This is a genomic window from Paraburkholderia sp. SECH4 (assembly GCF_030511745.1).
Taxonomy (GTDB): domain Bacteria; phylum Pseudomonadota; class Gammaproteobacteria; order Burkholderiales; family Burkholderiaceae; genus Paraburkholderia; species Paraburkholderia madseniana.
The window spans coordinates 27,693-52,312 of record NZ_JALOCP010000031.1 but is presented as its reverse complement, the minus strand read 5'-3'; the positions used below and the strand labels follow the sequence as shown (position 1 = coordinate 52,312).

Genomic DNA, 24,620 nt, shown 5'->3' with positions numbered 1-24,620 from the left:
GTCAGTGAACTCCTGTGGCGCTCACGGCGCGGCTCGAGAAGCGAAGCTGCACCGCGTACAACGACAACGTGACGAGCAGCAGCACGAACGCGGCCGCCCCCGCCAGCCCCCAATTCAGCAACTGCTGGACAAGTTGGGCGATCAGTTCGGCAAGCATCATGTATTCCGGGCCGCCCAACAGCGCGGGTGTGACGAAGTAGCCGAGCGCCATCACGAACACCATCAGCGCGCCGCTCGCAATGCCTGGCATCGCGAGCGGCACCAGCACCCGCCAGAATGCCTGCCAGCGGGTCGCGCCGCAGATTGCGGCGGCGCGCAGCGTGGTCGGATCGATCGCGCGCAAGGTGGCATGCAACGGCATCACGAGAAACGGCAACATGATGTAGGTCATGCCGATTGTCACACCGGTGAGGTTATTCACGAGCGTGAACGGCTCATGGATCACGCCAAGCCACATCAGCAAACGGTTGATCGGGCCAGTCTGTTGCAGCAGCACCATCCATGCGAAAGTGCGCGCAAGCAGATTGGTCCACATTGACAGCAGCAGGATCGCGAACATCAGCTTGCCGATCCAACGCGGCGCGATCGCGAGCAGCCACGCGGTCGGAAAACCGATCACAACCGTCACGACGGTCACCACCGAAGCGACGAAAAACGTATTGCCGAACACGCGCAGATAGGTGGTCGAGCCGAATAGCTGCGCGTAGTTCTGAATGCCGGGCGTCGGCTCCAGCACGCTGCGCAGCAGCAGCGAAAGCACCGGCAACACGAAGAACACAACCAGCAGGAACAGCGCCGGCGCGATCAGCCGGATTTTCCTGAGGCCGACTGTCATCTTCGGCGCCACGACCGGCGGTTCCGCGATAGTACTGACGGCATTCGACATGATGACTCCTTCGCTGGGTTCGTCCGGCGGCGCTTTACTTCGACTGCCACGCGTACCAGCGCTTCGCGATTTCATCGCGGTGATCGGCCCAGTACTTCATGTCGAGATTGATCTGCGTCGTCTTGTACTGATCCGGCTGGGTCTTCGCGACATCCGGCGGCAGAAGCGCGGCGGATTTCAGATTGACGGGCGCATAACCGGTTTCCGCCGCGAAATTCGCCTGGGCCTGTGCACCCGTCGCGCTGGCAAGGAGCTTCATGGCCTCGGCTTTATGTTTCGTGCCCTTCGGCACGACCAGCATGTCCGCTGCGGTCAGGTTCTGATTCCACGATATGCCCACGTCCACACCGGTCTGCTGCAATGCATGCAGCCGGCCGTTCCAGAACACGCCGATCGGCGCTTCGCCGGATGCCATCAATTGCTGCGACTGAGCGCCGCCGCTCCACCAGACGATCTGGCTCTTGATCGTGTCGAGCTTTTTGAAGGCGCGATCGAGATCGAGCGGATAGAGTTTGTCAGGCGCGACGCCGTCGGCGAGCAAAGCGACTTCGAGCACGCCGGGCGCAGACCACTTGTAGAACGTGCGCTTGCCGGGAAAGCGCTTCGTGTCGAACAGATCGGTATAGTTCGCCGGCACGCCGCTCTTGTACGCCGCCTTGTTGTAGCCAAGCACGAACGAATAGTAAAAGCTGCCCACAGCGCCCGCCGACATGAAGCGCGGGTCCAGTTGCGCCTTGTCCACCACCGAATAGTCGATCGGTTCGACGAGGCCGTCACGCAGCGCCGCATACGCAAAATCACCTTCGACGTCGACCACGTCCCACTGCACGTTGCCGCTGTCGACCATGGCCTTGAGCTTGCCATAATCGGTCGGGCCGTCCATCAGGACCTGAATGCCCGATGCCTGCGTGAACGGTTGCGTCCAGTCCTTCTGCTGAGCCGACTGCGTCGTCCCGCCCCAACTGGCGAATACGATCGGCGCGGGGGCCGCTGACACCGGCGCATGGATCAACACGGCCGCTGTGGCGGCCACAGCGGCAACCACAGTGACGGCCACTGCGCGCGCCCGCGCGGGCATACGTAGCGCTTGCTTCATGACGACTGCTCCTTGAAAGGATACGGCTGGCTTCGAGAGGACGGTTTGCGAATACGGTGCTTACTTCAGCGGCGAAAACGCGGCGGGCTTCATGATCTTGCTTTCCATCGTTTCCATCAGCGCCTGAATCTTCGGAATGAAAGCCTGCCATGCGGGATCTTCCGCAAGCCGTTGACGGCGCGCTTCGCGCTCGTCGAGACTCGGATATGCCCACATGTGGACAATCTGGTTCAGCGGCCCGATCTCCGAGAAGAAGTAGCCGACGAGTTCACCGAGATAGCGCTTCTGCAGTTCGATGCCTTCTTCCTCGACCAGCTTCAGATACGCGGGCACCGCGCCTGTTTTGATCTTGTACGTGCGGATTTCGTAGTACATGTCAGCCTCTTTAGCGCATGACGAACGGGTCGGCGATCGGGTCGTCCGACGTACGGATCCAGACGGATTTGGTACGTGTGTAGTCGAGCACCGCATCGAGGCCGCCCTCGCGCCCGAGGCCGCTCAAGCCATATCCGCCGAACGGCACGATGGGCGACACGGCGCGATAGGTATTGACCCACACGATGCCTGCACGCAATTGCCGAATGAGCCGATGCGCGCGCGTCAGATCGCGCGTGAACACGCCCGACGCAAGGCCATACTTCGTATCGTTGGCGAGCGCGAGCGCTCCGGCTTCAGTGTCGAAAGTCATGACGCTCAGCACCGGACCAAACAGCTCCTGCGCGACGCTTGGAACGGTGGATGACGGGCAATCGACGATGGTCGGTTCGAAGAAGAAACCCTCGCCGTGTCCTTCTGGACGGCCGCCCCCCGTCAGCAGCGTGGCGCCCGCTTCGAGACTGGCAGCGAGCACGGCTTCGATGTGATCGCGTTGCTTGCGCGTCGCGAGCGGCCCCATTTCGGTACCCACGTCCTGCGGATCGCCGATCCTGATCGCGCGCGCCTTTTCGATGAGCCGCGCGAGCAGCCGGTCACGGATGCCGCGCTGCACCAACAGGCGCGAACCCGCCACGCAACTTTGCCCGCTCGCGGCGAAGATGCCTGCGATCACCGCGTTGCTGACGCTGTCTACATCCGCGTCGTCGAAAACGAGCACCGGCGATTTGCCGCCCAGTTCCAGCGACGTTGCCGCGAGGTTCCCGGCGGAGTTACGCACAATCTGACGCGCGGTGTCTGGGCCGCCCGTGAACGCGATCTTCGACACGAGCGGGTGACTCGTCAGCGCGCGGCCGCAGTCCACGCCGAAACCGGTCAGGATATTAACGACGCCCCGCGGAAAGCCCGCCTCATGCACGAGTCTGGCGAATGCGAGCAGCGGCGCAGGGCCTTCCTCAGACGCCTTCAGGACGATCGTGCAACCGGCGGCGAGCGCCGGTCCGATCTTCACGGCCGAGAGAAACAGCTGCGAATTCCACGGCACGATACCGGCGACCACACCCACCGGCTCGCGTCGCAGGAAAACGTCCATATCGGGTTTGTCGACGGACAGGCAGGCGCCCTGGATCTTGTCGGCGACGCCCGCGTAATAGCGGTAGTACTCGGCGACGTAGCCGATCTGGCTGCGCGTCTCGCGAATGATCTTGCCCGTGTCCGCCGTTTCGAGTTGCGCGAGCTCCAGCGCGTTCGCCGCAACGAGGTCCGCGAGCCCGTATAGCAACTTGCCGCGCTGACTGGCCGTCAGACCCGCCCACTCTGGCGCGAACAACGCGCGGTCCGCAGCGTTCACCGCGCGGTCCACGTCCGCCGCGCTGGCTGCGGGCATCGTCGCCCATGCGGCGCCGGTCGCGGGATTCACGCTGTCAAAGGTGTCGGCCGCCTCGCTGAACTCACCGTCGATGTAATGCTGGAACGACTTCAACATAACTTCTGCTCCTGAGTGCAGAACGTCGATTCGAGGACGACCGGCAATCAGCCGTGCGCGGCGAAGGCAGGCATCACATCGGAGATGAAGCGTTCAAGCGAGCGGCGCTTGCGCTCGAAGCTCATGTTGCTGTCGACCCAGAAACTGTATTGATCGAAACCGAGTTCCTCATACTGTTTGAGACGGTCGATCACGGTACCCGGTTGGCCGATCACGAGATTCTTGCGAATCTGCTCCGGCGCGTATTGCGGAAACGACGCGATGTCGGCGTCGGTCAACGGCTCGATGAAGCCCTGCGTCACCGGACGCTCGTTCTTGAACCACTTGCTGAAGTAGCAGTAGAAGCGCGACAGGTCTTCGACGGCCGTGTCGACTTCGGCGGCATCCGCGCCGACGAAGGTGTGCATTAGCATCATGATCTGCGGCCGCGGAACATTGGGGTTAGCCTTGCAAGCTGCGTTAAAGCGCTCCATCAGACTGACGACTTCGCCGTCGCCCGCGGCGAGCGAGGTCACCTGCACATTGCAGCCGTTGCGTACCGCAAATTCATGCGAGTTCGGATCCCGTGCGGCCAGCCACATCGGCGGATGGGGCTGCTGGACAGGACGCGGTACCGGCGTGGTGGACGGCCACGACCAGAACTCGCCCTGATGCGCGTAATCGCCCTTGAACAACTGGCGCAACGCAGGAACCAGTTCACGCATTCTGGCGCCGGCGCCGAAAGCATCGAGTCCGGGCAACAGACGTTCATATTCGAACGAGTAGGCGCCACGCGCAATGCCCAGGTCGAGCCGCCCGTTGCTCGCGACGTCCACCATGCCGGCCTCGCCCGCGAGGCGAATCGGATGCCAGAACGGCGCGATCACCGTGCCCGTGCCGAGGCGAATCCGCTCGGTGCGTGCGGCCAGATACGAAAGGTTGATGAAGGGATTGGGCGCGATCGTGAATTCCATCGCGTGATGCTCGCCGATCCAGGCGGTTTCAAAACCGCCCTTTTCCGCGATCCGAACGAGTTCGGTCAGCTCGTCGAAGAGTTGCCGGTGGGGCGTGGCAGCGTCGTAACGCTCCATATGAGCAAACAGCGAGAATTTCATGATCGACCTGTATGCAGAAAGCTGGGAGTCGGTCCTGCCGCGACCGGCGCTCGTTGAAGGACGCCGTCGCTCCGTGTCGACCGCTGGGACGCCGCGGTTGGTATTACGGTATTCCACCAGAGCGCTCAGATCAAGCGTTTCAATATTATGGAATACCATAATATATCGCGCTGCCGCCGGCGGAGCGCCCAAAGCGATGGTGTAGGCGTGGTTGGCCAGGAACAGGACTCGCCGAACCTGCTGCGGCGATCGGCACAGGTCACGTTCATGCAGGGTACGGCGCCGATTTCGTCCGCGGGAATCAGGGACTGGCGTCCGTCATCTCACGTGCGCTCAGACGCACCCAAGCGCCGCACCCATCAGGCCTACCGCGGGGGCTGTTGCCTTGGCAAAAGCAAATGAAAGTCGTCAGTGCATCCGCTACCGCTTCGCGAGAGTCAACTGACGCAGGTCTATGTTGAAGCATCCGTAGAGGTCCGCACGAGCACCGTAATTGGTGAGCCGAAACGGCGGACAATCACGAATTGCGGGGCCTGGATAACGCACTGACTCTGACGTCAATGATCGCGCCGCCGGTTCCTGGTAGGTGTCGCTATCTCCCTGCGGCGCGCATCAGACAAATTACTCAGTCCATATTATTCGGCCAAATCGCTCAAGCGACGTGATGGACCCAGCCGAACGGATCGGCGATCCTACCACGCTGTATGCCGGTGAGCCTGGTGCGAATCTGTTGCGTGACGGGGCCTTCGCCACCGTCGCCGATCCTGAACTCGCCGCCGGCATGACGGACCTCGCCGATCGCCGTGACGACCGCCGCGGTGCCACAGGCAAATGTTTCCTTAACGCGGCCGCTGGCGACGTCCGCTTGCCATGCTTCGAACGAGTACGGCGACTGGTCGACAGCGATACCTTCACGCTTGGCCAATTCGATGATCGAGGCGCGCGTGATGCCCGGCAGGATCGTGCCCGACAGGGGCGGGGTGCGCAGCGAACCATCGTCCAGCACGAAGAACACGTTCATGCCGCCCAGTTCCTCGATCCACTTGTGTTGCGCGGCGTCGAGGAACACGACCTGGTCGCAGCCCTTGCTGGACGCTTCGGTCTGCGCAATCAGGCTGGCAGCGTAGTTGCCGCCGCATTTCGCGACACCGGTACCGCCCGAAGCGGCGCGCGTGTATTTGTCCGACACCCAAACGGTGACGGCCGACTTGCCGGGCTTGAAGTAGGGACCAACCGCACAGGCGATCACGCAGAAGATGTACTCGTGCGCAGCGCGTACGCCCAAAAAACTCTCCGAAGCGAACATGAACGGGCGGATGTAAAGGCTGGCACCTTCGGCGGCCGGAATCCATGCGCGGTCGATATCAACCAGCTTTTCGACCGCTTCAACGAACGCGGTTTCAGGCAGTTGCGGCATCGACATGCGTTCGGCCGATTCACGGAAACGCCTGGCGTTGGCTTGCGGCCGGAATAGCAATATCTTGCCGTCCTCGCCGTGATACGCCTTCATGCCTTCGAAAATCTCCTGCGCATAGTGCAGCACCGCGCAGGCTGGGTCGATCTCGAACGGACGGCGGGCTTCGACCTTGGCGTCATGCCAGCCCGTACCCTCGGTCCAGCGGATCGTGACCATGTGATCGGAGAAGACGCGCCCGAACACCGGGTTGACTAGCTTGGCGGCAATCTGGTCAGCGGGGGTAGAGTTGGCGTGCGGCTCAATGACAAACCGCAGTTGATTCTCAGTGCTCATGTCTCAGTACCTCCCAAAAAAAATGCGTGTCCTGAATTCTGCCATCGTAAACGGCATTGGTGCCATTGGCCACGTATCCGGTCTTCTACATCTTCCAGCCTATACGACAGCGGCCACAATGGTGATTTCTACCAGCAGTTCCTCAGAAGCAAGATGTGCCTGCACAGTCGTACGCGCGGGGGCATCTCCGGCGGGAAGCCATGATTCCCACACCTCATTCAGCGTGACGAACGATCTTGCTCATGCGCGTGGTTACGTCAATGCGTTCAATTTGAGTCGTCATTCCGAGGCATCCTTATCAGTATTTGCTTCGCCTAAACCAATATGCAATCCGCCAAGCGAGTGCAGAGCGATTGTTTGGCTGGCGCACGCGCGCGATACGCTCCAATTTGCTGCGGCGTCTCGTGCCGTGATTCGGCCAATATTTGCGTGACGGTAATCCCACACAGACGACCTTGGCAGGGTCCCATACCGCACCGGCTGAAGAACTTGGTCTGGTTCGGCCCGGTGCAGCCGAGGCGTGCCATTTCGCGCACTCGTCCTGCCGCGCGACGGGTGTAAGCTGGATGCTCGGAATCGGCCGTATCGGCGGTATCGTCGGTGCGTCCATCGGCGGCATTCTGTTGACGATGGGCTGGGACTTCCAGCTCATCTTCAATAGCCTCGCGGTACCGGCCGCGCTGGCCGCTGTGGCCATTGGCGCGATGGGTATCCAGGCGGGGAAGATTTCGGCGCGTGGAAATCGCGAGGCGAGCGTCGATGCCCGGCCGGATCAATCTGCTCGCAGGCAGACCTGAAACCGGAGCAGCGAATCAGGACGGAACGGCAGCCGTTTCGTCGCGCAACTCCATCTCGATCTCCCGCGCACCGGTCGAGACCAGTGCGGCGAGGCGAGCAATCGTTTTCTCGTCTGTCTGCCCGGTCACGACATAGCTGATGCTTCCGACGCCCGTCCTGTCTGCCGACAGAATGGCCGCCGCGATCCCGACCAAACCGGTATCGACCTCTCCTCGTGTCACGACACTACCGGCTTTGCGCCATTCGCCCAGCACAGACCGGAAGGCGGGAAGTGTCTTGCCCAACCCCGCCTTCGCGATCGCTTTGGTGTGCTTCTCAAAGAGCGCCTTCACACGCCTCGGCGGCAGATACGCGAGCAGCATCTTCGAAGTCGCGCCATAGAACAGCGGCATAGGCCGTCCCCGTTCGTAGCTGACTGCCGGCGAACTGCCCGGCGCATGCACGCGGTGAATGCACAGGACGCTTTCACCGACTGCACGGCACAGCAGCACGACCGAGCCGGGCGGCGCGTAGGCAGACAGATCATTCATGACCGGGCGCGCGGCGATCAGCAGCGGGTCGGTCAACTGCAACTGCCGGTCGAGCTGCGTGATCGCCGGCCCCAAGCCGTAGCGACCAGGGCGGGTCGTGGCGATCAACCCTGCTTCGTCGAGCGCAGACAGATAACGATAGGCCGTGGCAATTCCAACGTCCAAAGCTGCGGCAACGTCTTCCGCGGTCCATTCCGGATGCTCGACCGTGAAGAGTTTCAGGACGGAAAGAGAACGGTCAGATGCGGCCATGGCAAGTATTTATTGGCAGGAAAATGGTTAAATTTTCTCACCTTTAGATAATTTTGTGCAATCCATGTAAACACCGCGCCCCACGCCGATCAAAGATTTGATCGGCGTGGGGCCAAGGCGGGAAGTCGCCGTCCGTGCGGACGGCTGGATTGCGGCCGATGCGGCCGTATTGAAGAATGCATCTTGACCGGACAATCACGGCAGCCGCGATGTCAGCGTCTCGAGTCGTCTGAACTTGCGTCAGATTTCCGTCTTGCGCCGCGCCGCCGCCTGCTCGGCCCACAGGTCCCAGCAGCGGCTGGTCTGGGTCGCGTTGGCCCGGGTAGCAGCACCGGATTCCGCAGCGCTCAGATAGTCGACTTCCGTACCGAGCGCAATCGCCTGAGCCTGGATCCGCGCGTTGACCTCTGTGTAGACAGCCCGATACACGGCCTCGCGCAGGTTGCAACCGACCACGACCGAACCGTGACCGCGAAGCAGAGACACACAGGCGCCACCAAGCGCCTGGGCCAGATAGCGGCCTTTCTCCGCATCGCGGATCAACAGGTCGGTTTCATCGCCGAAACCCTCACGGATCTCGAAGCGCGTAGCGCCATGCAGGAACGAGGCCATGTGAAATACAGGCTTCAGGCTCACCCGGGATATACCGAACGGAATGACGGATGCCGAGTGACTATGCACCACCGAAACGACGTCGGGCCGTGCCCGATAGATTTCGGCATGGATGAACCGTTCCAGATACACGCCTCGTCCATTCGCATCGACCGGTTCACCATTTTCGTCATGCTCGATGATGTCCTCGGCACGTACCCGCGATGGCGCCATGGAGCGCGAAAGCAGGAAATGCCCCGGCTTGCCGGGATGCCGTACGCTGACGTGCCCAAACGCGTCGACAACATGCTCGTCGAACAGAATATGATTCGCAACGACCAGCTCGGCAATGACCTGTTCTAGGTTCGAATCCATGCGCGTCCCCACGAATTCAGCGTACGTTCGCCATGCGGCCAGACGCCCGGCGCATCGTCAATACTGACGTGTGCCAGTTCCGCCGAGAATTCCAACCGGTTGCCATCCGGGTCCGTGACCATGAAGAAGAGGTTGTTGCCCGGTCCATGGCGGCCCGGCCCGAAGAAAATCGGCACTTCCGCCTTCGCGAACAGGTCGCCCCAATCGCGTATGTCATTCCATTCGCTCGTCTCGTAACAGTGATGATCCCAGACATTCTGGCTGCCCTGAAAGAACGCGAGCGTGTGGTGTTCGTCGTCAGAACGCATGAAGACCACCATCGGTTTGCCGCTGTCGTCGACCACCTCGTCCGAGATCGCAAAGCCGATGACTTCCGTATAGAAGGCAATCACACGTTCCAGTTCCGTCGTCTGGAATACGGTATGTTGCAGGCGCCCCGGCATACCATTTCGCTGCGGCCCGTCAGCCGCCAGCCCAAAAGAAACCAGCCGGCCCTGGGGATCACGAACCATGAACGCCCCGGACTGATACAGCACGCTATCGGTAGGCAAGCATTGAACGTCGCTCATGGTCAATCGTTGACGCAGTCTGTCGAGTTCCTGCGTGGAGTTGAGCACGAAACCCGAATGAGGCAAACGCCCGCTGCGGGAATCGCTGATTTCCACCGCGCGCGACGGCCCCGTTAACACGATCCGGTCGTCCAGCGACTCGACATCCTCAAGGCCAAGCCGGGCGCGATAGAAAGCAGCGAGCTGTTGCGGATCATCCGACACGATATGCAGATGATGCAGTCGTGCAGGCGTGGCCTGCTGAAGCGTAGTTACCATGATATTCCCTCAGACATGCGATGACGCAGCAGCAGCGGACTCAGCCACCGTTACGACATCCGCCACACGCTCGTCAAAGCGATCGATACCGAGTCGTGCTGCATAGACAGCGGCGAACCGTGACTGCTCCTCCACCTTGAACGACCCGGCAACATAGCGATCAGGGCGTAACAGCAGCACACGTCCTTCGTGGTGTGCGAGCGGCGTTTCAAACACGCCATTAACGTCAACAACAAATCTGTGCGAGGCGCCACTTCGAAGCGTCGGAAAGGGCGAGCCGGCAGGCAAGACATGCACCCTTGTACAACGTAACGTTCTCCACAGCGGATGATCGAGCGCAGCCAGCCCGCTGCCATTAGCCGGACCATACTGGATGAGTGCGAACTCCTGACCAGCCAGATCATCAAGCAGGCATGTCCTGCCATCGGCGGTCCGAACCAGGGGTTGCGGCAGCATGCGCCCGCGATAACTCTGTTTGCCGAGATCGTCCTCCGGTCCCAGCAACCCCTCCTTGAAGCGCGGCTTGGGCTTGAACTTCATCTGCAGGAAATAGTCGCGCAGCGGCGGGATATAACCGGCGAAGGTAAAGAACGACTGCCAGAGGAACGCGCTCAGACGCGATGACGGCGCCATCACCGTGCCAAGATTGAGCGCAAGGCGGATCAACGCCCATGCATGCTCGCGGCGCTCCATCTCGTAGGTGTTGAGCACCTGGGCAGGCAAGCGCCCCTCCAGCACAGCGGCGATCTTCCAGCCGAGGTTGAACGCGTCTCGCACGCCGCTGTTCATCCCCTGCCCGGCATAGGGCGGAGTCAGGTGAGCGGCGTCACCGGCGAGAAATACCCTCCCCTCCTGCCAGCGTTCAGCAACCCGCGCGTGGAACGTATAGACCACCTTGCGAATGATGTTCGTCTCCCGGTCGCCCCGGAACGGCATGAGCAGTTTCCGGATCGCTGCGGGTTCCATGATCGCGTCGGCGGACTCATCGGGATGAACCAGAATCTCGAACCGCCGCGTGCGGTGTGGTCCCGGCACGTCGACGACAGCCCGCTTCGCGTCGCAGTAGACCCGCATCTGCGAGAACGTATCGTCGTCGTCCTCCGTATCGATGACAAGCCATCGCGACTTGAACGTCGAGCCGACCATCTTGATACCGAGCATTTCGCGCACCGGACTGCGGCCGCCATCGCAGGCAATGAGGTACTGTGCGCGAATTTCCATCTGCGCGCCGTCGTGAGCCGTGACCTGGGCGACCACCCCCTCGTCGTCCTGCGTGAAGGACTCGAGCGTATGACCGAACAGCACCTGGCCGCATTCGAACCGGTTCAACCCCTCGCGCACCGTTGCTTCGAACAGAGGCTGTCGGAACGCGTTCCGGCGCGGGAAGCCATATTCGCTGGCAGTCGGAATCACTTTGCCAAAGCACCGCCCACCGTAACGCGTAAAGTAATGAACGCCGTAACCAGGAACGACGTCTTTCATCACGGGCTCCGCAAGCCCGATTGCCTGCATGGTTCGCAGCGACTCGTCGTCGATCGATACAGCACGCGGCTCTGCGATTGTGGATGGCTTGCGGTCCACGAGCGTGAACTGCACGCCTGCGCTCCCGAGCACATTCGAGAGCGCCAGCCCGGTCGGACCACCTCCGACTACGAGTACGTCGGCATGAATAATCTTCAATTCCTGACTCCATCAGCATCAGCTACCGGCGACGCCACCAGGGACGCGCACCAGCCGCCCACCGTAAGGCGGGCGCCTCCTGGACATTTATTCCTAGCGGGCCTCGTCGACCACCACATTGCGCAGCGTGCCGATGCGGAAGATCTCGACCTCAACCACATCGCCAGCCTTCATCCACAAGGGAGGTGAGCGGAAGGCACCGACGCCGCCTGTGGTTCCGGTGATGATCACGTCACCCGGGCGCAGTTCGGTGAACGTGGAGCAGTATTCGATCAATTGACCCACGTCGAAGATCAGGTCGTCGGTTTTCGCTTCCTGGACCGCTACGCCGTTCAGGCGCGTGACCAACGTCAGTTTCGACGGATCGCCGACCTCATCGGGCGTGACCAGCCACGGTCCAAATCCGCCGGTTGACGGAAAATTCTTGCCCGGAATGAACTGGATCGTATGCTTCTGCCAGTCCCGCACGCTGCCGTCGTTGTAGCAGGAATATCCGGCGACGTATTGCGCGGCATCCTCCCGACGCACGTGACGCGCGGTCTTGCCGATCACGATTGCCAATTCGCCTTCAAAGTCCAGTTTTTCAGACGCACTGGGCCGAACAATCGGGCCGCCGTGTGCGGTCTGCGAATCAGCCCAACGAGAGAAGATCATCGGAAACGTGGGAATCTCCCGCCCCGTCTCCTTCACGTGCGACAGGTAGTTGATGCCGACGCACAGAATCTTCTCCGGGTCCGGCACAACGGGTAACAGCCTCACGTCGGTCAGCGCGATGCGCTCCGTCGCGCCGGCGACCCATTGCGCGATTGCCGGCAGACTCCCTTTCGCCAGCGCCGCCCTCAACGTCCCGCCAACTTCGCCGGCGATGGGCGCCAGATCCACCAGGCTATCGCCATCCACCACGCCGAACGACGTGGCACCCCGATACTCGAAACTCACCAGCTTCATCTCATGTCCCTCCGGAATCGATGTGTGAATCATAACGCAACTGGAATTCACGTCAACAGATTTATCGTATTTCGATAATTAAGTGTTAACGATAGTTATGTTTGTATCGGTATAGGGTCAATATTCACGCCATTGCGCGGATGCCAACACACCGGCAAACGACCGGATGACACAACAACATGAAGGAGACAGATAGATGAGAGCAGCATGGCTGGCGGCCGCACTCTTATGCACAAGCGCCACAACCGCGTACGCGCAAAGCTCGGTCACGCTATACGGCATCGTCGATTCGTATCTTGGCGTGACCCATGCCACCGGTAAGGGAACGGCAGTCAGTATTGACAGCGCCGGGTATCAGCAAAGTCGTCTGGGCCTGCGGATCGTGGAAGATATTGGTGCGGGCTACCACGTCAACGCGGTGCTCGAGAATGGCTTCTCGCTTTCGCAGGGTTCGGTTGCCGATCCCACACGCGCATTCAGCCGGCAAGCCTGGGTGGGTCTTTCCGGCCCGTTCGGCGAAGTGCGCGCGGGTCGGCAAAACTCACCGCAGTACATCATGCTGGCGCGACTCGATGCTTTCTACGGGGCAACCTACGGTTCGATCATCAACAACTCGTCAAGCCTCGGCATCCGCTACGACAACTCGCTCAGCTATATCTCCCCGAGTTTCTATGGATTCAAGGTGCAGGGACTCGTGTCGCTTGGCGGACAGGCGTCGCCGCACACCGGCAACAACGTCTATGTCGCGATGATCGATTATTCGCGCGGCCCCTGGTATTTCGGTCTGAACTACGCGGAACAGAAAAGCCAGAACGCGTCGTTCTCGGTCAAATCAACCTTCGCTGCCGCGAACTACGACTACGGCCAGGGGGGGGGGGGGGGGGGGGGGGGGGGGGGGGGGGGGGGGGGGGGGGGGGGGGGCCAACGTACGCGGCGTGTATGCCAGCATCTACTCGCTCTCAGGCGACTGGCGCATCACGCCTGACTTGGCAGTGGGCGCCGGTTGGGGATGGATTGATGTCAGCGGCGCAAACGCCCCACGGGCATGGCAGGCAAGCGCAATCGGAACCTATGCGCTATCGAAGCGCACGCTCCTGTTCAGCACGCTCGCCTACGTCAGCAACAGCAACGGCGGTGTGTTTTCCCTTGGCGGAGCCGGGCCCATCACGCGCAATGTGCCGCTTGCCGGTGGCAGCGAGCTCGGCTTCCAGGCAGGTATCCGCCACACGTTCTAGGTTGGTCAATCCATCACGGATTAAATGCGAGGAAATGTCATGCGTATCGCTCACGTCACACTGGATGCCGCCGGCCGCGGCAAATCTGGACAATCAGACCGGCCACTCGCGAGCGGCGGCAGGCGCGAAGCGCTCGTGGGCGACGTCATCGACGCGCGCCCCATGTCGGCCCTGCAACGCTTTACCGTGGCCTTATGCATGCTGGTCGCAGTACTGGACGGGTTCGACACGCAGACCATCGGCTTCCTTGCTCCCGCCATCTCCGCCGACCTGCACATTCCGTTGCACCGGTTCGGACCGGTATTCACAGCGGGACTCGTCGGCCTGATGATGGGCGCGGTCGTATGCGGCACGCTCGCCGACCGTTACGGCCGGAAAAAGATTCTGATCGCGTCCACACTTTCGTTCGGCGCATTTGCACTCCTCACCGCTTACGCGACGACACTGCCACAACTGCTGGTCGTCCGGTTCCTGACCGGTGTCGGCCTGGGCGGTGCCATGCCGAACATCGTCGCCATCGCTTCCGAGTTCTCGCCCCGCCGCCTCGCAAGAATCTCCGTGACACTGCTCTTTTGCGGCATGCCGGCCGGCGCGGTGTTAGGCGGGCTGGTCAGTGCGGCATTGTTGCCCCACTTCGGGTGGCATGCCGTGTTCTATGTGGGCGGAGGCCTGCCGCTGATCATCGCAGCGGCGCTGGCGGCATGGATGCCCGAGTCGGTGCGCTACCTCATCTGTCGCGGCGATGCGAACCTGCGCGTCAATGCAATCATGCGACGGATCGCTCCGGATCTTGACTCGAACGCCGTCGCCTTTGTCGACACCGTCCGCGGTCCAGGTGGCGCAACGATCCGGCAATTGTTCACGGACGGCCGCGCGCCCACCACAATCCTGTTGTGGATCCCCTATTTCCTCAACCTGATGGTTCTGTATTTCTCGATCAGTTGGCTTCCCGCCGTGCTTGTTTTGAACGGGCAGAATGTGTCGATCGGGATCGAGGCAATTACGGCATTCAGCGTCGGCGGCATCATCGGATCGATCGCTCAGGGCAAATTGATGAACCGGTTCGGCGTGACACCGGTGCTCTTTACAGAATTCATCCTTTACATGGCATTTGTTGCGATGCTGGTGCTGCTGCCCCTCGACAGCGCGCTCATTCTGGCCTGCACGCTGGGGGCAGGCTGTGCCGTACAGGGCGCACAGGCGGGCCTCAATTCGCTCGCGGCGGAAATCTATCCTGTCTCGATGAGGGCGACGGGCGTCGGGTGTGCACTGAGCGTCGGCCGTATCGGATCGATCCTCGGTCCGGTCGCCGGCACCCTGATGCTCGCGCAGCACTGGAATGCCAGGCAGATCTTTCTGTCCGGACTCGTGCCGGGCGCCATCGCCGCACTCGCATTGCTGAGCGGCGCGCTGCTCCAGCAACGCACGCGAATTCCGGCCGGGGAGCAAAGATAACGCGGTGCCGGTAGCAGCGGGACGATCCGGAATCTTGAGCGCCGTGTCGGGCTTGCGCTGTTCAACCGCAATACCCGAGGCGTTAGCCTGACAGAGACAGGCGAGATTTTCTTCGAGCGAATAATGCCGGCAGTACGGGAGCTCGTGCAGGCTTCGGACGAGTTAGGCGCCATTGCTGAACTTCCTGCCGGCTTGCTACGCATCAACGTCGCGCGTGCCGGGCACATGATCGTCATGCAGCCTGTTTTGCGGCGTTTTCTCGATCGCTACCCGGAGATCCGCATCGACATCAGCGTCGAGAACTCGCTCGTCGACATTGTCGGGCGCGGCTTCGATGCCGGCATCCGCTTTGGCGACCTCGTCGAGCGTGACATGGTTGCGGTCAAGGTCGGGCCGGCGATCTCCGCCTGGATCCTCGGGCTTTTTTACGGGCGGAGCGCTACTGACCCGGCTGGCAACGCTCGTGTGGGCGGCGCATGGATGGTATGGCGTGTGTACGCTAGGACTCGTTGCCACCGCGGTTGCCGCAATAGTGAATTTCGTACCGGGCAGGCGTCGTGCCATAGACATCAGTGTCGATCATTCGCTGGCGGAGTAAAGGACGAGGAAGAGCCCTTTTTCATGTCCTGTTCCGTCAAGAGCATGACACCATCCGCCGCGTACCTCCACCGTCTGCTTCGAACGACTAAACTCAGCTTCGGTCTTTCGAGGGGGCGCTTCTCTCAAGCGAACCCCACCCCTCGAACTTTTAGCCTGCCGCTCCCTCGGGCGGCAGGTTCTTTTTCGTGGACCTCTTCTATACCAGGCGGTATGAGATTGCCGTCCACGGCCATAGACGAAGGATGATCAGTTCCTGCGGGAGAATCGCACGACGTTGTCGAGGGAAGCATGCAGCTACCGAACGTAGACAATTTCATCAAAGACCGGCAGCACGGCGTCACGTACAACATTTGCGCCTATCGCAAGCTTTCAGGCCAGGAGATGACGCGCGCGATGCAAGTCTTCATTCAGCAACAGGGCGAGCGTCAACCGAAACCAGGATCAGTCGTCAAGATCTTTTCCCTGGTGGGTCTTGGTGACCAGTAGTTGTCGTAAAGCTTCAGACGCCGGACCTCGGAACGCCCCCAATCGTGCGCCACGCGGCCGATTGTGCCGCGAGCTGTGGAGATGCCTCGCCTGAGCCGTGTCGACGACGCCATCTATTCGAACATTGACAGCAGATCGGCGATATTCGTGTTAGGCAATCGCTTAGCAAGCATGTCCCAGAAGATCACATCGCGCATTGCGCTCGCATCTTCGGCCGTCTTCCACTCGCGCGCACCGACGATAGAATCGGCCGTTTCGCGAGCTGCGGAGACAATTGTCTGAATGTCTTGTTTATGCATGAACCCGTTAACGGTCGCGCGCAAAGCTTATTTAGCCTTATCCGCAATCGTTTGCTAAAAATTTTTATCCCCCTCGACCCCGCCTGCAACGATGCTTGTGCAGTGAACCAGCTAAACATAGCGCTTCACGTGATACAAGCGATCCCCGTGCGCAAGGAGGCAGGCAACGCCCTCCTTGAAAATACGGGCGAATCGTAAACGAACACCTGTCGAACGATAGCAGACCGCGCACGCCAAAAAAGCCGCCATTCGGCGGCTGGCGCAGCGTCAGAGCACGGATTAATTCGAAAGGCGATCGACACGTTTGAAGCCTGCGGCCCAAACGATGCCAGCCCCCAATTGGAATCGCCGGATTCCGCCGTAACGGAAAAGTCGAGTCGGCGCGCGGTGCCGCATTGGATTAATGTGCAGACGGCCGTATTCCGTGACATATGTCGTTGCAGTGCCCTGAAACATAGACAAGCCCGCCGGATTACGGCCCAGTCGGGTAACGATACACGTGGGCACTCGCCTGCAAGCGCATATCACGAGCGGCCAAGCGTAATTTTACCGCGTCCAGATTGCTGCACCACTTTGCGGCGGTTATCGGAAAACTTCTGTCCGAGAAGACCAGGCTGTCAAACACCGCGTCACGAATGACCTGAGCCACCCGCGTTCCCGGCGTCAACGGCTGCCCCTTGGGGAAGCGCGCGAGGCGGCATAGCGGATACGCCAGACTGGGTCAATACAATCCTTAAATGTATTCGCTACAAAATATTTCTCTTGCATTTATCAATTCACCAGTATTGGGCACCGGTATTGGCACAACAATTATGCTTAATCGCATATAAATGGATAATATTCCGCTATACATTCCGTCCCAGTTTTGTTGCGATATGCATTTCCAATTCTTATCTCTGTTTCAAGCGGTAGAATCAGAAACTACGCAAGGCTGTTCGCCAACTCGCCACTCAGTGTCCTCAACAGCCAATGTGTTGGCTAATTCGGCCATGAAATACTGACAACAGAATCAAATCTATAGCATGCTCCAATAAGAAAAATTACAGAGTCTAGGAGAGAAGACTTTGCAGACCACACATTCCGGGGAAAAATAAATGGACTTGGTACATACTCTGTCGCGCAGCTCGCGGCAAAGTGCCGTGCCGATGCAAACGAACGCTGTGACTCGCGTCGACATCGCGCTGTTCAATGGATTCGCATTGCCTACGGTCGCAGCAATCATTGAGATATTCCAGAAGGCTAACTCGCTCATCGCCGCGCAGCGATCTGGCCGTGCACGCTACGACGTGTCGTTGCTTTCCGCCGCAGGTGGGCGCATCGCCAGTTCGTCATCGGTATTTGTCTGGACCGACGACGTCCAGTCGCATCGAGGAACGAACGAGACGCACCTGTTGTTCATTGCCGGCGGTGCGGGCGTGCAGCAGGCATGCCGCGACGAGCGGTTGAGCAACTGGCTGCGCCGCAGGCATCCGTTCAGCGAGATCGTGCATCCGATCGCGGAAGGTCAACTGCTGCTCCAGGCGGCCGGGCTGCCTAGTCGCTACTGCTCGCTTCTCTATGAAGATAAAGAAGCGCACGGCCTGTATCCTGCGCGGTCGCTGACAGAGGCGCCGGGCGCCGTATCGACAGCGCTGCGCATCGTCGAAGAGGATCTCGGGGCCGATCTGGCACAGCAGGTTGCCGAGTCGATCGCGCCGCAACCCAAGACGCCTTTCAGCTCGTCGGTCACGCTTGGCGTGACGCCCCAGATCAGCGAGAAGATCCTGGCGTCGGCACGCTGGTTGGAAGCGAACGTCGATCGCCCCATCTCAATCGACGATGCAGCGCAGGTCGCGGCGATGAGCGAGCGCAACTTCCTTCGCCGCTTCAAGAGCGAGATCGGCATGACGCCCTCCGATTATCTGCTTCGCGCACGTTTGAACATGAGTTGCCGGATGCTCGTTGAATCGCGTCTGCCAGTCGACAAGATCGCGCGCCGCTGCGGTATCGGCAGTGGCGGGCAGTTGTCGAAGTTATTCAGGAAATATCTGGCAACGACGCCGACGGACTATCGGATGCGCAACCAGGTGGCACCGTAGAAGGCCTCAGGCACAGGTGTACCGGATCAACGGCACGAGCTCGATCCGGGGAGCATGGTCGCCGTCCCTGGTAGCGACATCGAACAGGCGGCGCCGGACATGTTCAGCATCGATGCGGGTGACAGCGAAACCGCGCCCATTCCCGCCACCATCGAAGGCAGGAGGGTCCGCCTGCCCGCTTTTCTCATTCCAGGCTGACTCAACAACGCATTACTCATCAACGCACTGCCCTGCATCGACATCGCACTGTCCAGCGCACCTACGCCGCCCGCACCGGCCAACATAGTCCGGGAAGGTGTGATCTGCGCTGTCGGCGACAGCGGGTCGGCGTTCGACGTGAGCTCACGCAAACGCCGGTCCGGATCGCTCTGTGCAATGAGTGCCATGTACGGATCGTTCGATGTTCGCCGACGATGCTTTTGCTGCGTCGTTTGCAGAAGCGAGGACGTCAATGCCGATCGCAGGCCGGAGTCGCCCAGCGCCTGCGCCTGCGCCTGCGCGACTGGAATACCGGGCGCTGCAAGCCATGCGGAGATAATCAGGGCGCGGGCGAAATGCTTCGCGAAAGATGTCATATGAGCCTGGAAATCGAAATGGAAACGGCAAACGGTTTGTGTAAAAGCAGGCTCAATACGCGGCCTTGCCGGCGAAGCCTTTGAGGAGCGTCATCCCAATGATCTTGATATCCAGCCAGAAACTCCAGTTCTGAATGTAGTAGAGGTCGAACATGACGCGCGCCGCCATCTTCTCGACGCGGTCGGTTTCGCCACGCAATCCGTTGATCTGCGCCCAACCCGTGATTCCTGGCTTGATGCGATATCGGTACATATAGTCGTCAACGAGGTCCTTGTACAATTCGTCGTGTTCAACGGCATGTGGCCGAGGGCCGACCACCGACATCTGTCCTTTGAGCACGTTGACGAACTGCGGCAACTCGTCGAGGCTCGTCTTGCGCAGGAATGCACCGACTCGGGTAATGCGCGCGTCGCCGCGCCGGGCCTGGGTCAATCGGCCTGCCTCCTCGACATGCTGGCGCATCGTGCGGAACTTGTAGATCGCAAACTCGCGGCCGTCGACGCCTTTGCGCATCTGTCGGAACAGAATCGGTCCCGCCGACGAGAGACGTACGGCAATTGCAATCATCACGAGCAGCGGCGAGATCGACAACAGCACGAACGCTGCGAACAGACAATCGAAAAGGCGCTTCGGCCACTCGACGCCCGGCGTCAGCGGCGAGGCCACGAGGTTAATTGCCGGCAAACCGTGCACGCTGACGAAAGCCGGCTTCGCGAGTGCAAAGTCGCGCAAGTCCGGTATCAACCGGATATTGACGAAGTCGTGCCGGAATTCGCGAACGTAGTGCTCGATCGACGGCTGACGCATCGGATAGCCGAGAAGCCACAGCTCCCTGATTCCGCGCAGGCGCACGAGGGCGCCCAGTGCTTCAAGCGAGTTGACAAGCGGCAGGCCCGCAACGTTGCCCGCTTCCTGCGCGTGCTCGTCGAACACGAGTTCTGGTGAAAACGGACCGGACGTGCAGGCGAGGACGCGCTCCAGCAGCGCCGCAGATGCGGGGCCAACTGCGATCGCTACCGGCGAGCTATCGCGCGGCGTACGGCCACCGAACCTGGCCACTTGACTGAGCGCGGCCTTGGCCACCAGCGACGCGCCGATGACGGCGAGCACGAGGTAGGTCAGGTTGAGCATAGCGGCGAACATGAGTGAGCCCCCAAAAACATTGGCTTAATTGGACCGAAAGACCTGCCGATGATTGGCGCGATAGTCAGTCGGGGTCTTGCCTAGATGCTTGCGGAACAGCTTCGCAAGCCGACCGCCGCTACCGATGCCGCAGCGCCGCGCGATCTTGTCGACCGGCAACGTTGTTTCAGCCAGCAACCGGCACGACATGTCGAGCCGGACGTAGAGCAGATAGTCGGAGGGCGTCACGCCAAGCTCGGCCTTGAAGCGCCGCAGAAAATTGCGCTCGCTCATTGCAGCAACCTGCGCAGCTTCATCAATCCCCACCTGACGATGCCCGTTCTCCTCGAGCCAACGGGCCGAGGCCTGGATTTTTTCGCTAACACTGTGCGTCGCATTCCGGCGAACAATATCGGTGAACTGGGTCGGAGCGGGAGGCGACACGACGTCGGTGATCCGCCGAGCCGCATGCGGCCCCAACTCGTCCTGGATCAGCGCCAGGGCCGAGCGCAGCGGACTTGGCACGCTGCCACGCACCATTTCCCGCGCGTTGCGCTCTCCCGCGGCACGGTAAGTCGTTCTTTCGCCTACCGACTCAGTGACGAAATAGCACCGGTAGCCCGCAGCTTCAAGCAGCAGCCGTCCCTCACCGACCGGAAAGACGTTTTCGGCCACGGGGCACGTGCGGTGCAACCACGCCAGCAGTTCTTCGTCACGCAATGCATGATTGACATCCGCACCACCTGCGACAAAGAGCGCATGGAAGCGGTCCGGATGTCGTCGTGCCTCGATGCTTTCCGTCCAGACGAAGACCGATGACGAACTGGCGATGCGGCCGCCGATTGTCGAAAGCAGACAAACGTTAAAGCCCGCCGAACCGCTCTGACCAGACCTGGTGATTTCATTCGCGCACTGGAACGCTTCCATGATGCAAGCGATCTCAGGGAGCGCAAAGCCATCGAATAATGCGATGCCTATTGTTTTCACTGTGCCATTGCTGTGTAAGGTGCGTCGGTCATATCCGCTGTGCCGATCTCGCTGCGCAAACACCGCGATGTTCGACAACGACGCCGTCTTTCAAACAGACCCATGTTACGAAACACATCGCTCGAAACGACTGGGCTGGCCGAATCAAGCCACATCTTGACCGTTCCGGGACATCGCAATTAAATTAGGTATCCGACATATATTGAATGGATATTGAGCATGATTTGGTTTGCAGATTTCGTGATTTACCGGAACTTCTCTGAACGCTACTCGAGCCATGAGTCGCGCGCTTCGCCCTCACCTTCAAAGCACGGGGTGCCTTGAAGAAAACCCCCCGTCTGGTCCCACGCGCTGTCACGACCGCATCTTCACTCAGCTTTGACGACCGTACCGGTAGCCATAGCCGTAGTCGTAGCGCGTCGCGTGGAAGCCGTTGAACACCTGCCCCGCGACCTTGATGCCCAGTTGATTGAAGCGATTCATGGTTTCAATCAGTTGATGTCGGCTCGTCAGATCAGCGCGCGAGACCACAAAGACGGCGCTACAGACCTGCGCGACCGTGACGGCGTCACTGACCGGCAGAACGGGGGGCGAGTCGACAATCACATAGTCGTAGTGGGTCTCGGCGTCTTTGAGCAACGCTGCGAACGCCGGCCGCTCCAGCAACTCACCTGGATTCGGCGGTAACACCCCTCCGGCTGGCAGGAGATCGAGCCCGTCGAAGCCGGTCTTGACGATCGCCTTATCGAATGTCGCGTCGCCAGCAAGGACATTCGCAAGCCCAAGATGCGCCGGTGCCAGCGAGAAATACCGCTTGAGCCCCGAGCGCCGCATGTCGGCGTCGATCATAAGCACACGCAGCCCTTTCATCGCGAGCAGATAGGCGAAGTTTGCGGCGACGAAGGTCTTGCCGACACCCTGCGTCGGACCCGTGAACAGGATCGAACCGCCCTCCTTGCCGAGCAGAGCAAATTTGAGCGTGGTTCTCAACGAGCGTAAGGCTTCCACGCTAGGGTCGGACGTATCCTTGCCGGCGAGCAGCGCCATCACCCGCTTGCCACTCTTATTGCTATCTCTCACGATCTCCAACTCGGCCGGGCTGGACGGTACGACCGCGAAAATCGGCACCTGCGCCACGCGCTCCACCTCGAGCGGATCACTCAATGCATCTTTCATCGCGGCCAAAGCCTGCACCACAACGAACGCGATCAGCAATCCTCCAAATACACCACCAGCGATTACGATCGGGGCCTTCGGCCAGTCGACCAATTCCGGCGGCACCGCGAAATCGATGATGGATACGTTACCCGTCGTTCCTGCCTCGGCGACCTCGAGCTGCTGCGCATTGGCTACCAGCGCCGTATAAAGCTGAGTGTCCACCGCCACATCTCGTGCAAGGCGCAGGTAGTCCTGCTGTGTCGAAGGCAGCGCCTGCACTTCCTTGTCGATCCCGTGCAGTGCCTCGTCGAGCGCCGCGTCCTGGGCCTGCAGCGTCTGCACGGCAGGATGCCCGGCACGGAACTGCTCACGCGTCGCCTGTAGATTCAGGTCGACCAGCGTCTTCTGTTTCGTCAGGTCCACGGCACGCGTGAGCAGCGCCTCGGTTTGCGCCTCCACATCGATCGTTTTCGTGCGAATGCGATATGCGTTCAAGCGGTCTTCGGATTGCTCGAGCTCCTGACGGAACGCGGGCAGCTTGCGACTGAGGAATTGCAGGCTCAGGCGCGACTGTTCGGCGCGATGGTGAATGTTCAGGGCCACATAGGCACGGGCGACCTCGTTGGTAAAGCGGGCGGCCAGTTCCGGGTCCGTATTTTTGAAGGACAGCGCGATCATCGACGAATCCTTCGTCGTTTCCTCCACTTTCAGGCGCTTGCTGATCGCGTCGATCGTATCCTGGAGCGACGCTTCGACCAGCTTGAACGATGTGCCTGGACGTCCGCGCAGCGTACGCACCTGGATTGAGCCTTTGCCGGGGCCATAGTCGGTTTGCACCGTGAAGTCCACGCGCTGACCAACGCCGCCCGACGCCACCGTCACGCCATCGCGATCGTCGAGTGTCCAGCGATTGCCGGGCTGCACGTGCAGACGGAATTTTTCACCGTAGAGTGCTCTGGGCACATCGAAGGCGGTCAGTTCCAGCCGCTCACCGCCCCAGGCGAATTGTGAGAGTCCGAGCGGCGGATCGGCGAGACCGTCCGGTGGCGTGGCATAGCGTCCATAGAGCCGCCCCAGTACGGGGATCCGGTTCGCCACGGATATCGCGGTTCGCGCCTGAGTGGCGTTGATAGCCTGCTCGAGTACAGCGCGTGACGCGACGATGTCGAGCTCGCCGTCGATCGGCTTGTTGAGGCTAAGCGCACTGGCCACGTCCGACAACGCGCCGAGCGCGGAGCCTTGCTGCTCGTCGACCTGGATCAGCGCGTCGGCCTTGTACACAGGCGCCGCGACCAGCACATAGAGGAGCGCCAGGGCCGCGACGCTCACGGCTACGCCTGCAAACAGACGGGCATGGCTCTGAACGTTATGCCAGAGCGTCAAAAGACTAATATCTTCTTCGGCACGGGCAGACGCCCCGTTAGGGATCGGCATGCTATGCAGCGTCGATTCTGACTTCATGTTGAGTGTCGCCTTCATATGGCAGGTTGCATGGTGAGTGCGGGCAGCCAACTGTCCGCACTGCGCTCGATCAGCGCCAGCGATGCTTCGAACAATGCCTGGTCACCGCCAACCGGGTCGTGGACTTCGCTGCCGAGCCAGTGACCCAGCGTCCATACCTTGCCGGTCGCGAACGGATAACGTCTGAGTACTTCGTAGCGTTGGCCCGTCTCCATGACGAGGACGAGGTCCGCCCAATGCAGCATCGGCATCGTCAGGCGCATCGAAGATGAGTCGGCCGGGATCGCATAGCCCTTCGCGACGAGCACGTTGTACAAGATCGGGGGCATCGGCACCCCGCTCAGCGCCTCCAGGCCTGCGGACTGGACGGACACGTTCGCTGCGTCGGACAGGACATGACGAAACACGCATTCGGCGATACGGCTGCGGCACACGTTCGCATGGCAGATCAGCAGGAGATTCAAAGTTGACTCCGTAT

Annotated in this window: 23 protein-coding genes and 3 pseudogenes; 7 read left to right on the top strand and 19 right to left on the bottom strand. The window is 60.7% G+C overall.

The window, feature by feature from the left end; translation table 11 throughout:
• Position 1: 1 nt before the first annotated feature.
• From M0D67_RS31430 to M0D67_RS31395, 8 genes and pseudogenes are all read right to left on the bottom strand, one after another.
• A complete protein-coding gene (locus tag M0D67_RS31430; RefSeq protein ID WP_266240940.1) occupies positions 2–835 on the bottom strand; it encodes an ABC transporter permease in 834 nt (277 codons plus the stop codon).
• Between the two features lie 85 nt (positions 836–920).
• On the bottom strand, positions 921–1,982 hold the full coding sequence (locus M0D67_RS31425) for an ABC transporter substrate-binding protein (protein WP_308112620.1): 1,062 nt from the start codon (positions 1,980–1,982) through the stop codon (positions 921–923).
• 60 nt (positions 1,983–2,042) lie between these two features.
• The gene (locus M0D67_RS31420) at positions 2,043–2,357 is read right to left on the bottom strand and encodes an NIPSNAP family protein (protein WP_154563629.1); all 315 of its coding nucleotides are present in this window, start codon (positions 2,355–2,357) and stop codon (positions 2,043–2,045) included.
• Positions 2,358–2,367: 10 nt separating this feature from the next.
• Positions 2,368–3,840 (bottom strand): aldehyde dehydrogenase, encoded by a 1,473-nt coding sequence (locus M0D67_RS31415; RefSeq protein ID WP_266240908.1) that lies wholly within the window; start codon positions 3,838–3,840, stop codon positions 2,368–2,370.
• Between the two features lie 47 nt (positions 3,841–3,887).
• Entirely contained in the window at positions 3,888–4,934 is a 1,047-nt protein-coding gene (locus tag M0D67_RS31410; RefSeq protein ID WP_154563625.1) for an LLM class flavin-dependent oxidoreductase, read from the bottom strand.
• Positions 4,935–5,586: 652 nt separating this feature from the next.
• On the bottom strand, positions 5,587–6,684 hold the full coding sequence (locus tag M0D67_RS31405; RefSeq protein WP_266240907.1) for a branched-chain amino acid aminotransferase: 1,098 nt from the start codon (positions 6,682–6,684) through the stop codon (positions 5,587–5,589).
• A 99-nt stretch (positions 6,685–6,783) separates the two neighbouring features.
• A pseudogene (locus M0D67_RS31400) lies at positions 6,784–6,906 on the bottom strand (Rid family hydrolase); the annotation flags it as partial.
• A 92-nt stretch (positions 6,907–6,998) separates the two neighbouring features.
• Positions 6,999–7,229 (bottom strand): annotated as a pseudogene (locus M0D67_RS31395) (FAD/NAD(P)-binding oxidoreductase); the annotation flags it as partial.
• Here M0D67_RS31395 and M0D67_RS31390 point away from each other — a divergent pair.
• Positions 7,230–7,481: pseudogene (locus M0D67_RS31390) on the top strand (hypothetical protein); the annotation flags it as partial.
• A gap of 15 nt (positions 7,482–7,496) precedes the next feature.
• On the opposite strand, the gene M0D67_RS31385 reads toward M0D67_RS31390, so the two are convergent.
• The 5 genes from M0D67_RS31385 to M0D67_RS31365 all read right to left on the bottom strand — a co-directional run bounded on the left by M0D67_RS31385 (position 7,497) and on the right by M0D67_RS31365 (position 12,685).
• Positions 7,497–8,264 (bottom strand): IclR family transcriptional regulator, encoded by a 768-nt coding sequence (locus M0D67_RS31385; RefSeq protein WP_154563621.1) that lies wholly within the window; start codon positions 8,262–8,264, stop codon positions 7,497–7,499.
• A 240-nt stretch (positions 8,265–8,504) separates the two neighbouring features.
• On the bottom strand, positions 8,505–9,230 hold the full coding sequence (locus M0D67_RS31380) for a class II aldolase/adducin family protein (protein WP_266240906.1): 726 nt from the start codon (positions 9,228–9,230) through the stop codon (positions 8,505–8,507).
• Positions 9,215–10,057 (bottom strand): VOC family protein, encoded by an 843-nt coding sequence (locus tag M0D67_RS31375; protein WP_266240905.1) that lies wholly within the window; start codon positions 10,055–10,057, stop codon positions 9,215–9,217. The genes M0D67_RS31380 and M0D67_RS31375 overlap by 16 nt, the downstream gene beginning before the upstream one ends.
• 9 nt (positions 10,058–10,066) lie before the next feature.
• Complete coding sequence (locus M0D67_RS31370) at positions 10,067–11,737, bottom strand: bifunctional 3-(3-hydroxy-phenyl)propionate/3-hydroxycinnamic acid hydroxylase (RefSeq protein WP_266240904.1); 1,671 nt, start codon at positions 11,735–11,737, stop codon at positions 10,067–10,069.
• A 93-nt stretch (positions 11,738–11,830) separates the two neighbouring features.
• Positions 11,831–12,685, bottom strand: coding sequence for a fumarylacetoacetate hydrolase family protein (locus M0D67_RS31365; RefSeq protein ID WP_266240903.1), 855 nt, complete (start codon positions 12,683–12,685; stop codon positions 11,831–11,833).
• 196 nt (positions 12,686–12,881) lie between these two features.
• Here M0D67_RS31365 and M0D67_RS31360 point away from each other — a divergent pair, with 196 nt between their 5' ends.
• Genes M0D67_RS31360 through M0D67_RS31340 form a run of 5 tightly spaced genes read left to right on the top strand, consistent with a single transcriptional unit; the run spans position 12,882 to position 16,461 of the window.
• Positions 12,882–13,670 carry a porin gene (locus M0D67_RS31360; RefSeq protein ID WP_266240902.1) on the top strand — a complete coding sequence of 263 codons (789 nt, stop codon included), beginning with the start codon at positions 12,882–12,884 and terminating at the stop codon, positions 13,668–13,670.
• Positions 13,621–13,920, top strand: a complete 300-nt coding sequence (locus M0D67_RS31355; protein ID WP_266240901.1) for a porin — start codon at positions 13,621–13,623, stop codon at positions 13,918–13,920. The genes M0D67_RS31360 and M0D67_RS31355 overlap by 50 nt, the downstream gene beginning before the upstream one ends.
• Positions 13,921–13,959: 39 nt before the next feature.
• Positions 13,960–15,375: an MFS transporter gene (locus tag M0D67_RS31350; RefSeq protein ID WP_266240900.1), complete on the top strand. Its 1,416-nt coding sequence runs from the start codon at positions 13,960–13,962 to the stop codon at positions 15,373–15,375.
• A gap of 24 nt (positions 15,376–15,399) precedes the next feature.
• A complete protein-coding gene (locus M0D67_RS31345) occupies positions 15,400–16,221 on the top strand; it encodes a LysR substrate-binding domain-containing protein (protein ID WP_266240939.1) in 822 nt (273 codons plus the stop codon).
• Between the two features lie 42 nt (positions 16,222–16,263).
• Positions 16,264–16,461: a hypothetical protein gene (locus tag M0D67_RS31340; protein ID WP_171925604.1), complete on the top strand. Its 198-nt coding sequence runs from the start codon at positions 16,264–16,266 to the stop codon at positions 16,459–16,461.
• Between the two features lie 113 nt (positions 16,462–16,574).
• Here M0D67_RS31340 and M0D67_RS31335 read toward each other — a convergent pair whose 3' ends face one another.
• Positions 16,575–16,760 (bottom strand): hypothetical protein, encoded by a 186-nt coding sequence (locus M0D67_RS31335; protein WP_171925603.1) that lies wholly within the window; start codon positions 16,758–16,760, stop codon positions 16,575–16,577.
• 1,094 nt (positions 16,761–17,854) lie between these two features.
• Between M0D67_RS31335 and M0D67_RS31330 the strand changes: the two genes are divergently transcribed.
• Entirely contained in the window at positions 17,855–18,838 is a 984-nt protein-coding gene (locus M0D67_RS31330) for a GlxA family transcriptional regulator (RefSeq protein WP_266240899.1), read from the top strand.
• 26 nt (positions 18,839–18,864) lie between these two features.
• Here the strand turns inward: M0D67_RS31330 and M0D67_RS31325 are convergent, their stop codons facing one another.
• From M0D67_RS31325 to M0D67_RS31305, 5 genes are all read right to left on the bottom strand, one after another.
• Positions 18,865–19,413, bottom strand: a complete 549-nt coding sequence (locus tag M0D67_RS31325) for a hypothetical protein (protein ID WP_266240898.1) — start codon at positions 19,411–19,413, stop codon at positions 18,865–18,867.
• Between the two features lie 52 nt (positions 19,414–19,465).
• On the bottom strand, positions 19,466–20,557 hold the full coding sequence (locus M0D67_RS31320) for an undecaprenyl-phosphate glucose phosphotransferase (RefSeq protein WP_266240897.1): 1,092 nt from the start codon (positions 20,555–20,557) through the stop codon (positions 19,466–19,468).
• Between the two features lie 24 nt (positions 20,558–20,581).
• Positions 20,582–21,601 carry a GlxA family transcriptional regulator gene (locus tag M0D67_RS31315; protein ID WP_266240896.1) on the bottom strand — a complete coding sequence of 340 codons (1,020 nt, stop codon included), beginning with the start codon at positions 21,599–21,601 and terminating at the stop codon, positions 20,582–20,584.
• A 294-nt stretch (positions 21,602–21,895) separates the two neighbouring features.
• Positions 21,896–24,142, bottom strand: a complete 2,247-nt coding sequence (locus M0D67_RS31310) for a polysaccharide biosynthesis tyrosine autokinase (RefSeq protein ID WP_266240895.1) — start codon at positions 24,140–24,142, stop codon at positions 21,896–21,898.
• A 14-nt stretch (positions 24,143–24,156) separates the two neighbouring features.
• Positions 24,157–24,606, bottom strand: a complete 450-nt coding sequence (locus M0D67_RS31305; RefSeq protein WP_266240894.1) for a low molecular weight phosphotyrosine protein phosphatase — start codon at positions 24,604–24,606, stop codon at positions 24,157–24,159.
• Positions 24,607–24,620 lie beyond the last annotated feature (14 nt).

Coding starts and splice junctions, on each gene's coding strand:
- M0D67_RS31420 (WP_154563629.1), bottom strand. CDS start 2,357: ATGTACTACGAAATCCGCACGTACAAGATCAAAACAGGCGCGGTGCCC.
- M0D67_RS31415 (WP_266240908.1), bottom strand. CDS start 3,840: ATGTTGAAGTCGTTCCAGCATTACATCGACGGTGAGTTCAGCGAGGCG.
- M0D67_RS31365 (WP_266240903.1), bottom strand. CDS start 12,685: ATGAAGCTGGTGAGTTTCGAGTATCGGGGTGCCACGTCGTTCGGCGTG.
- M0D67_RS31325 (WP_266240898.1), bottom strand. CDS start 19,413: ATGACATCTTTCGCGAAGCATTTCGCCCGCGCCCTGATTATCTCCGCA.
- M0D67_RS31410 (WP_154563625.1), bottom strand. CDS start 4,934: ATGAAATTCTCGCTGTTTGCTCATATGGAGCGTTACGACGCTGCCACG.
- M0D67_RS31380 (WP_266240906.1), bottom strand. CDS start 9,230: ATGGATTCGAACCTAGAACAGGTCATTGCCGAGCTGGTCGTTGCGAAT.
- M0D67_RS31360 (WP_266240902.1), top strand. CDS start 12,882: ATGAGAGCAGCATGGCTGGCGGCCGCACTCTTATGCACAAGCGCCACA.
- M0D67_RS31330 (WP_266240899.1), top strand. CDS start 17,855: ATGGACTTGGTACATACTCTGTCGCGCAGCTCGCGGCAAAGTGCCGTG.
- M0D67_RS31340 (WP_171925604.1), top strand. CDS start 16,264: ATGCAGCTACCGAACGTAGACAATTTCATCAAAGACCGGCAGCACGGC.
- M0D67_RS31430 (WP_266240940.1), bottom strand. CDS start 835: ATGACAGTCGGCCTCAGGAAAATCCGGCTGATCGCGCCGGCGCTGTTC.
- M0D67_RS31375 (WP_266240905.1), bottom strand. CDS start 10,057: ATGGTAACTACGCTTCAGCAGGCCACGCCTGCACGACTGCATCATCTG.
- M0D67_RS31385 (WP_154563621.1), bottom strand. CDS start 8,264: ATGGCCGCATCTGACCGTTCTCTTTCCGTCCTGAAACTCTTCACGGTC.
- M0D67_RS31320 (WP_266240897.1), bottom strand. CDS start 20,557: ATGTTCGCCGCTATGCTCAACCTGACCTACCTCGTGCTCGCCGTCATC.
- M0D67_RS31405 (WP_266240907.1), bottom strand. CDS start 6,684: ATGAGCACTGAGAATCAACTGCGGTTTGTCATTGAGCCGCACGCCAAC.
- M0D67_RS31310 (WP_266240895.1), bottom strand. CDS start 24,142: ATGAAGTCAGAATCGACGCTGCATAGCATGCCGATCCCTAACGGGGCG.
- M0D67_RS31335 (WP_171925603.1), bottom strand. CDS start 16,760: ATGCATAAACAAGACATTCAGACAATTGTCTCCGCAGCTCGCGAAACG.
- M0D67_RS31350 (WP_266240900.1), top strand. CDS start 13,960: ATGCGTATCGCTCACGTCACACTGGATGCCGCCGGCCGCGGCAAATCT.
- M0D67_RS31425 (WP_308112620.1), bottom strand. CDS start 1,982: ATGAAGCAAGCGCTACGTATGCCCGCGCGGGCGCGCGCAGTGGCCGTC.